Here is a 7,196-nt window from a genome sequence, read left to right as displayed (position 1 = left end):
TCCCCCTCCGTCAGCGACTGCGTCGCTGCCACCTCCCCATCGCTGCGCGACAGGGAGGATATCCCTGGTCCGCTTTCCTACACCAGGCGGCATCCGATACATTGCGCCCCATGCCCTGCCGAACCGCCTCGCACTCCACAAGGTTACACCACAAGGTGACACTTCCTTCGCGTAAGGTGACACATCGTCCGCAAAATGTGTCACCTTACGCTCCTAAGGTGACACATTCCGGCCCTAAGGTGACACCTTTGCCCTCTGGACCGTGTAAACCGTGTAAACCTGTCACCTTGTGCAGACACGGAAACGCCCGACGGTCGGGGGAAACGACCGCCGGGCTTCCGGGCCTTCCGGGGGACGGGAAGGCTTGTATCCAGTCTCTTAGCGCAGCAGCGAGAGGACGTTCTGCTGGCTCTGGTTGGCCTGCGCCAGCATCGCGGTGGATGCCTGGCTGAGGATCTGCGCCTTGGCCATCGCGGTGGTTTCGGCCGAGTAATCGGCGTCCTCGATGCGGCTGCGGGCGTCGGCCAGGTTGGTGGTGGTGTTGGTCAGGTTGTTGATCGCCGATTCGAGGCGGTTCTGGCCAGCACCCAGCGAGGCGCGGGTGGCGTTGACGTCCGACAGCGCGGCATCGACGTTGGTCAGCGTGGTCGCCGCCTTGGTCGCATCGGTCACGTCGAGGGCAGTCGCCGAGACCTTGGTGCCGTCGATCGCCTTGGAGGTCAGCACGACCTGCTGGCCGCCCTGCGAACCGGTCTGGATGTTGAAGGTCAGGTCAGCGCCCGCGGTGGTCGAGATCAGCGTGTTGCCGTTGAACTTGGCCTGCGTGAAGCTGTCGTTGATCTGCGTGGTGAGCGCGGTGACTTCCTGCTGCATCGCCGCGCGGTCCGAGGTCTGGTAGGTGCCCGAAGCCGACTGGATCGCCAGTTCGCGCACGCGCTGCAGCATGTTGCCGACTTCCGACAGCGTGCCTTCGGCGGTCTGCGCCAGCGAGATACCGTCGTTGGCGTTGCGGATGCCCTGGCTCATGCCGCGGATCTGCGAGGTCATCGAGGTCGAGATCGCAAGGCCCGCCGCATCGTCCTTGGCCGAGTTGATGCGCTTGCCGGTCGACAGGCGCTCCATCGCCGTGCCCAGCGCCTTGTTGGCAGAATTCGAAGCGTTGGAAGCGCGGATCGCGCTGATGTTGGTGTTGATGACTGACATGTGTTGAACCCCGGTAAGCCTTTCGAGCGGCCCCGGAAGTGGAGCGCTCTTCACATGTCCAGAAGAACGGCGGGTGCGCGCAGGATTTAAGTCCGTTTCGCTTTCGCTTGATCACAGGCTGATTACCCCGCATGCAGCGGCTTCGTTCGCACTTGCAAACAAAAGGAAATAGAATGCCTTCCGGCCTTGTCGCCCTGCTTGACGACGTTGCGGTCATCGCTCGTGCCGCTGCCGCCTCCATGGACGACGTGGCGGCGGGGGTGGCCAAGGCCGGCACCAAGGCGGCGGGCGTGGTGATCGACGATGCGGCGGTGACGCCGGGCTATGTCACCGGCTTCACGCCCGATCGCGAACTGCCGATCATCTGGAAGATCACAAAGGGCTCGCTGTTCAACAAGCTGGTGATCCTGCTGCCGGTGGCGCTGCTGCTGAGCGCCTTCCTGCCGATGGCGATCACCCCGATCCTGATGGCGGGCGGCCTCTACCTCGCGTTCGAGGGCGCCGAGAAGGTGCTGGAGAAGCTGGGCGGCGAGAAGCACGGCGAGACGTTGGACGATCCGGTGAGCGATGTCGCCACTTTCGAGAAGACCCGCGTTGCCGGGGCGATCCGCACCGACCTGATCCTCTCGGCCGAGATCATGGCGATCGCGCTGTCGCAAGTGGAGGATTCCAGCTTCATCGCCCGCGCTGTGGCACTGGCGGTGGTGGGCATTCTCATCACCATCGGCGTCTACGGCGCGGTGGCGCTGATCGTGAAGATGGACGACGTCGGCCTGCACCTGACCAAGAAGCCGGGCGCGAGCGCGCAGGCGCTGGGGCGCGGGCTGCTGAAGGCAATGCCGATCGTGCTCAAGGTTCTGGGCAGCGTCGGCACGGTGGCGATGCTGTGGGTCGGCGGCGGGATTATCGTCCATGGGCTGGAGGAACTGGGCCTGCCCGCGCCCGCACACATGGCGCACGGCATCGAGCATGCGCTGGCCGGGGCGACCGGGCCGCTGGGGCCGGTGTTCGGCTGGCTGGGCTACGCTGTGGCTTCGGCAGTGGTCGGGCTGGTGCTGGGCGCGGTGGTAGCGGTGGTGGTGCACCTCGTCGCCAAGGCGCGCGGCAAGGGACACTGAGGCGGAGTTTGAAGGCGGCGTCGTCCCGGACTTGATCCGGGACCGCTGGCCGTGGACAGCCCGGATCGCAGCGGGGCGCCCTGCCAATAGCTCCCGCCTCAAGACTGCCACCGATACCGGATCAAGTCCGGGGCGACGTCAGGGCAGGGCGGCCAGAACATCCTTCGCGAACGCCGTCAACGTATCGTCCCGCGCGCCCATGATGACCACGCGGTCGCCTGCCTGCGCGATCTCGGCGATCCGCTTGCCGCAGTCGGCGCGGCTGGGCAGGTATTCCGCCTTGCCGCCGTGGCTTTCGATCAGCCGGACGATCCGTTCCGAGCCTTCGCTGCGATCCACGGTGCCGCCGAAGTAGACCGGATCGCACAGGATGGTCAGGTCGTCCGACCCCAGCTTGCGGGCGATGACTTCGGCCAGTTCGGCGCCCATCTGCCGCAAGGGACCATAACCGTGCGGCTGGAAGAGCGCGATGACGCGGCCCGGATGCACCTTGAGCGTCGAGAGCGTCGCCGAGACCTTGTCCGGGTTGTGCCCGAAGTCGTCGATCACCGCTATCCCCGAGGGCGAGGTGCCGACCACGTCGAAGCGCCGCGCCAGCCCCGCGAAGCTGCCGAGCGCGGCGACCGCCTCGGCAACCGGCACGCCGGCGGCATTGGCGGCAGCGATTGCGGCGAGCGCATTGTAGAGGTTGTGGCGGCCGGGCACCTTCAGCGCCAGCGCATGCTCGGTGCCGTCGCGCCTGTCGAGGATCGTGGCGGACAGCGAAGTCGGCCCCTCGACCACGTCTATCGCGGCGATATGGGCTTCGGGCGAAGTGATCCCGAAGGTCACCAGTGAGCGCGTCCGGTGGGCCAGCGCGGCGGTTTCCGCATCGTCGAGGTTTATCGCCGATACTTCGGCGCGGGCGAGGAAGTCGCCGAACAACTCGCGCAGTTCCTCGAGGCTCTTGTGGTCGAGGCTGACGTTGCCCAGCACCGCCACCTTGGGGCGATAGAGCGCGATCGAGCCGTCGCTTTCGTCCACCTCTGACACGAAGGCATCACCCTGTCCGACGCGGGCACTGGCAAAGGGCGCATCGGGGCTGACGAAGTTCTTCATCACCGCGCCGTTCATGATCGTCGGATCGCGGCCGCAAGCGGTCATGATCCAGCCGGTCATGCCGGTGACGGTCGATTTGCCCGAGGTGCCGCCGATCGCCACGCCGAAGGGCGCGGCGTTGAACAGCGTGGCCAGCAGCTGCGCACGGCTCATCCGGGGGCACCCTAGCTGCGTCGCCCGTACGACTTCGGGCACGGTGTCCTCCACCGCCGCCGAGGCCACCAGCGTCTGCTCGGCCGAGATCACGCCGCTGCCGTCCTGCGGGAACAGCTCGAAGCCCAGCGATTCGAGCCAGGCGAACTTCTCGGGCGTCCGGCCCTGGTCGCGGCTGCGGTCCGAGCCGCCGATGCTCGCGCCGTGGCCCTTGAGGATCAGCGCCAGCGGCAGCATGCCGGAGCCGCCGATGCCGCAGAAGAACCAGGGGTGAGTAGTGAGGTCGCTGGAGGGCGTTGGCAGGTCGGTCATAGACCGCAAGCCGTATGCGGCCTTGCCCGCCGTGACAACCTCGATAGGAATGCATGGCATGACACGTATCGCCGTCTGCGCACCGTCCACCCCGATCACCCGCGAGGATGCCGAGGCCGTCCGCGCGCTCGCCGCTGCCGAGTTCCCCGGCGTGGAACTCGTCGTTCACGAGCAATGCTTCGCGCAGGAGGGGCACTTCGCCGGAACTGACGAACAACGCCTCGGTTCTCTGCTGGAGTGCGCCAACGATCCATCCGTTGATGCCGTGTGGTTCGCGCGGGGCGGCTACGGTGCGTGCCGGATTGCGGAGGCCGCGCTGGAGCAGATGGGTCATGCGGCGGTCGGCAAGACCTACCTCGGCTATTCGGACGCAGGCTATGTGCTTGGCGGGCTCTATCGCGAGCGGATCGGCAAGCCCGTCCACGGCCCCATGCTGGCGGACATTCGGCGCGCAGGTGGCGCCGATGCGGTGCGCCGTGCGCTCGCCTACCTCGCGGGTGACAAGCAGGGCCTCGAACCCTCGCTTGGCGGCGAGCGCCACGCCGTCGCCGCCTTCAACCTGATGACGCTGGCCATGCTTGGTGGCACGCGGCTGATGCCGGGGCTCGCCAACCACGTGGTCATGGTGGAGGAAGTCTCCGAATATCTCTACGCCGTCGACCGCCTGTTCTTCCACGCGACCGCGCATCTCGGCGGCATCGCGGGCCTTCGCCTCGGCCGCGTCAGCGACGTGCCGGAGAACGACCGCCCCTTCGGCGCCGATGCCGAGCAGATCGCGCGCTACTGGTGCGAACGCCACGCGATCGCTTTCCTCGGCGTGGCGGACATCGGTCACGATGCCGCAAATAAGATAGTTCCCTTCGGCTGACGAAGACGCCACTCTCCAGCTCAAACAGAACGGGAGAGATTGATGGCGCCCTTGCCGATCCGCCAGATCGCCTACTTCGTGCCGGATGTGCGCGCCGCCGCGCGGGCCCATTCCGCGGCCTTCGGCTCTGGGCCTTACTACGTGGCCGACCATATCGCGCTGACCCGCGCCGTCCATCGCGGGGTGGAGCGAGAACTCGACCACTCCAGCGCCTACGGCCAGTGGGGCGAAGTGATGATCGAGTTCTGTCAGCAGAACAATCCCGGCCCCTCGGCCTTTCATGACCTCTATCCGGAAGGCTCGGGGAGGGAGGGACTGCATCACGTCGCCTTGTTCGTCGATAATCTGGATGCAGCCGTCGCCGACTTCACCGGGCGAGGGGCTACGCTGGCGCTAGACGCGCAGATGACCGACGGGTTCCGTTACGTTTTCCTCGATACGATAGCGACTTACGGGCACATGCTCGAATTGTACGAGCCGACCGACAACCTCAAGGGGTTCTACGAATACGTGCGGCGCAAGGCGGGCGACTTCTCGAAGGGCGCCACCCAGGACATCGCTTTCGGGTGACGCGCGTGTCTCGGGGCTTGCCCTGAGCGGCCAAGGTCAATAACCCGCCGCGCCACAATCGATTCGCAATCGGCGAGAGGCTCCCCGCCCGCCGTGCAAGCCAAGGAGCGGTCGCAGATGCGTGCATTCGTTTTCCCCGGACAGGGTAGCCAGAAGGTCGGCATGGGCGCCGAACTCGCACAGGCCAGCGCCGTCGCGCGCGAGGTCTTCCAGGAGGTCGACGAAGCTCTCGGCCAAAACCTGTTCCGCATCATGAGCGAAGGCCCCGAGGACCAGCTCACCCTCACCGAGAACGCCCAGCCTGCGATCATGGCGAACGCCATCGCGGTGCTGCGCGTGCTGGAGAAGGAAGGCGGCATCAGCCTCGCCGACAAGGCGGACTTCGTCGCCGGTCACTCGCTGGGTGAGTACACCGCGCTCTGCGCCGCAGGGGCCTTCAGCCTTGCCGACACCGCGCGCCTGCTGAAGCTGCGCGGCCAGTCGATGCAGGCCGCCGTGCCGGTCGGCGTGGGCGCCATGGCCGCGCTGCTGGGCGCCGACATCGAGAAGGCCACTGCGCTCGCCGAAGCGGCGGCCGAGGGTCAGGTCTGCACCGTCGCCAACGACAATGACCCCACGCAGGTCGTGATCTCGGGCCACAAGGAAGCAATCGAGCGCGCCATCGCGCTGGTCAAGGATCACGGCATCAAGCGCGGCATCGCGCTGCCGGTCTCGGCACCGTTCCACTGCCCGCTGATGCAGCCCGCCGCCGACGCCATGGCCGAGGCGCTCGCCGCGACCCCTCCGGGCGCGCTGCGCGTCGCGCTGTTCGCCAACGTGACAGCGGCGGTGGTGACTGACCCGGCCGAAGTCCAGCGTCTGCTGGTGGAGCAGGTCACCGGCCGTGTCCGCTGGCGCGAGAGCGCCATCGCGATGCACGCGGCGGGCGTGGAGCGCTTCGTCGAGATCGGCGGCAAGGTCGTCGGCCCGATGATCAAGCGCTCGGCGGGCGAGGTGGACGTCGTGGCCGCGATCTCGATGGCTGAGATCGAGGAGCTGGCCAAGAGCCTCTGATTTTCCGCATGGCCCCGGGCTTGACCCGGGGCCATGCGCCGTCTGATTAAGCATCGCCGGGATGGCGATCTAGGAGTTTTGCCATGTTCAACCTCAACGGAATGACTGCCCTGGTGACCGGCGCAAGCGGCGGGATCGGTTCGGCCGTGGCCCGCGCTCTGGCGGCGCAAGGTGCGCGCCTCGCAATTTCGGGCTCTAATGCCGACAAGCTGCGCGCCTTCCGCGAAGAACTCGACGAGCACACCCCGCAGCATCTGCAGGAAGTCGACCACGTCTCCATCGCCTGCAACCTGGGCGATGCCGAGCAGGTCGAGAAGCTGGTCCCCGCCGCGCTCGAGTCGCTGGGCAAGATCGACATTCTCGTCAACAACGCCGGCATCACGCGCGACAACCTCGCGATGCGCATGAAGGACGAGGAGTGGGATCAGGTGATCCGCATCAACCTCGAATCGACCTTCCGCCTGATGCGCGCCGTGACCAAGCCGATGATGAAGGCGCGCTATGGCCGCATCATCAACGTGACCTCGGTGGTCGGCACTACCGGCAACCCCGGCCAGATGAACTACTGCGCGGCCAAGGGTGGCATCACCGCGATGTCCAAGAGCCTCGCGCAGGAAATCGCCAGCCGCGGCGTGACGGTGAACTGCATCGCACCGGGCTTCATCCGCACGCCGATGACCGACGTGCTGCCCGACGCGCAGAAGGACGCGCTCAACGCCCGCATCCCGATCGGCCGCATGGGCGAGGGCGACGAGATCGCTGCCGCCGCCGTGTACCTTGCCAGCAAGGAAGCGGGCTACGTCACCGGCCAGACCCTGCAC

General features: G+C 66.8%; 7 protein-coding genes. 5 read left to right on the top strand and 2 right to left on the bottom strand.

The features are described 5' to 3' along the window. Positions 1-378: 378 nt before the first annotated feature. Positions 379-1,203, bottom strand: coding sequence for a flagellin N-terminal helical domain-containing protein (locus ACYPYD_RS11145; protein WP_036522625.1), 825 nt, complete (start codon positions 1,201-1,203; stop codon positions 379-381). 173 nt (positions 1,204-1,376) lie between these two features. Between ACYPYD_RS11145 and ACYPYD_RS11140 the strand changes: the two genes are divergently transcribed. Beyond that, positions 1,377-2,321 (top strand): DUF808 domain-containing protein, encoded by a 945-nt coding sequence (locus ACYPYD_RS11140; RefSeq protein WP_459663170.1) that lies wholly within the window; start codon positions 1,377-1,379, stop codon positions 2,319-2,321. Positions 2,322-2,459: 138 nt separating this feature from the next. On the opposite strand, the gene ACYPYD_RS11135 is transcribed toward ACYPYD_RS11140, so the two are convergent. After that, on the bottom strand, positions 2,460-3,884 hold the full coding sequence (locus ACYPYD_RS11135; protein ID WP_459663168.1) for a glutamate ligase domain-containing protein: 1,425 nt from the start codon (positions 3,882-3,884) through the stop codon (positions 2,460-2,462). Positions 3,885-3,942: 58 nt separating this feature from the next. Between ACYPYD_RS11135 and ACYPYD_RS11130 the strand changes: the two genes are divergently transcribed. From ACYPYD_RS11130 to fabG, 4 genes are all read left to right on the top strand, one after another. Beyond that, positions 3,943-4,752 carry an LD-carboxypeptidase gene (locus ACYPYD_RS11130; protein ID WP_459663166.1) on the top strand — a complete coding sequence of 270 codons (810 nt, stop codon included), beginning with the start codon at positions 3,943-3,945 and terminating at the stop codon, positions 4,750-4,752. Between the two features lie 42 nt (positions 4,753-4,794). After that, on the top strand, positions 4,795-5,322 hold the full coding sequence (locus ACYPYD_RS11125; RefSeq protein WP_008830970.1) for a VOC family protein: 528 nt from the start codon (positions 4,795-4,797) through the stop codon (positions 5,320-5,322). 117 nt (positions 5,323-5,439) lie between these two features. Continuing rightward, entirely contained in the window at positions 5,440-6,375 is a 936-nt protein-coding gene (gene fabD, locus ACYPYD_RS11120; RefSeq protein ID WP_036523317.1) for an ACP S-malonyltransferase, read from the top strand. 83 nt (positions 6,376-6,458) lie between these two features. Beyond that, on the top strand, positions 6,459-7,196 hold a 738-nt coding region (gene fabG / locus ACYPYD_RS11115; RefSeq protein WP_459663163.1), incomplete at its 3' end, for a 3-oxoacyl-[acyl-carrier-protein] reductase.

The organism is Novosphingobium sp. 11B (genome assembly GCF_054589055.1).
This window is presented reverse-complemented; position numbering and strand designations above follow the sequence as displayed.

Excerpts from the sequence above, each read along its gene's own strand:
- ACYPYD_RS11140 (WP_459663170.1), top strand. The coding sequence starts at position 1,377 with ATGCCTTCCGGCCTTGTCGCCCTGCTTGACGACGTTGCGGTCATCGCT.
- ACYPYD_RS11130 (WP_459663166.1), top strand. The coding sequence starts at position 3,943 with ATGACACGTATCGCCGTCTGCGCACCGTCCACCCCGATCACCCGCGAG.
- ACYPYD_RS11135 (WP_459663168.1), bottom strand. The coding sequence starts at position 3,884 with ATGACCGACCTGCCAACGCCCTCCAGCGACCTCACTACTCACCCCTGG.
- fabD (WP_036523317.1), top strand. The coding sequence starts at position 5,440 with ATGCGTGCATTCGTTTTCCCCGGACAGGGTAGCCAGAAGGTCGGCATG.
- ACYPYD_RS11125 (WP_008830970.1), top strand. The coding sequence starts at position 4,795 with ATGGCGCCCTTGCCGATCCGCCAGATCGCCTACTTCGTGCCGGATGTG.
- ACYPYD_RS11145 (WP_036522625.1), bottom strand. The coding sequence starts at position 1,203 with ATGTCAGTCATCAACACCAACATCAGCGCGATCCGCGCTTCCAACGCT.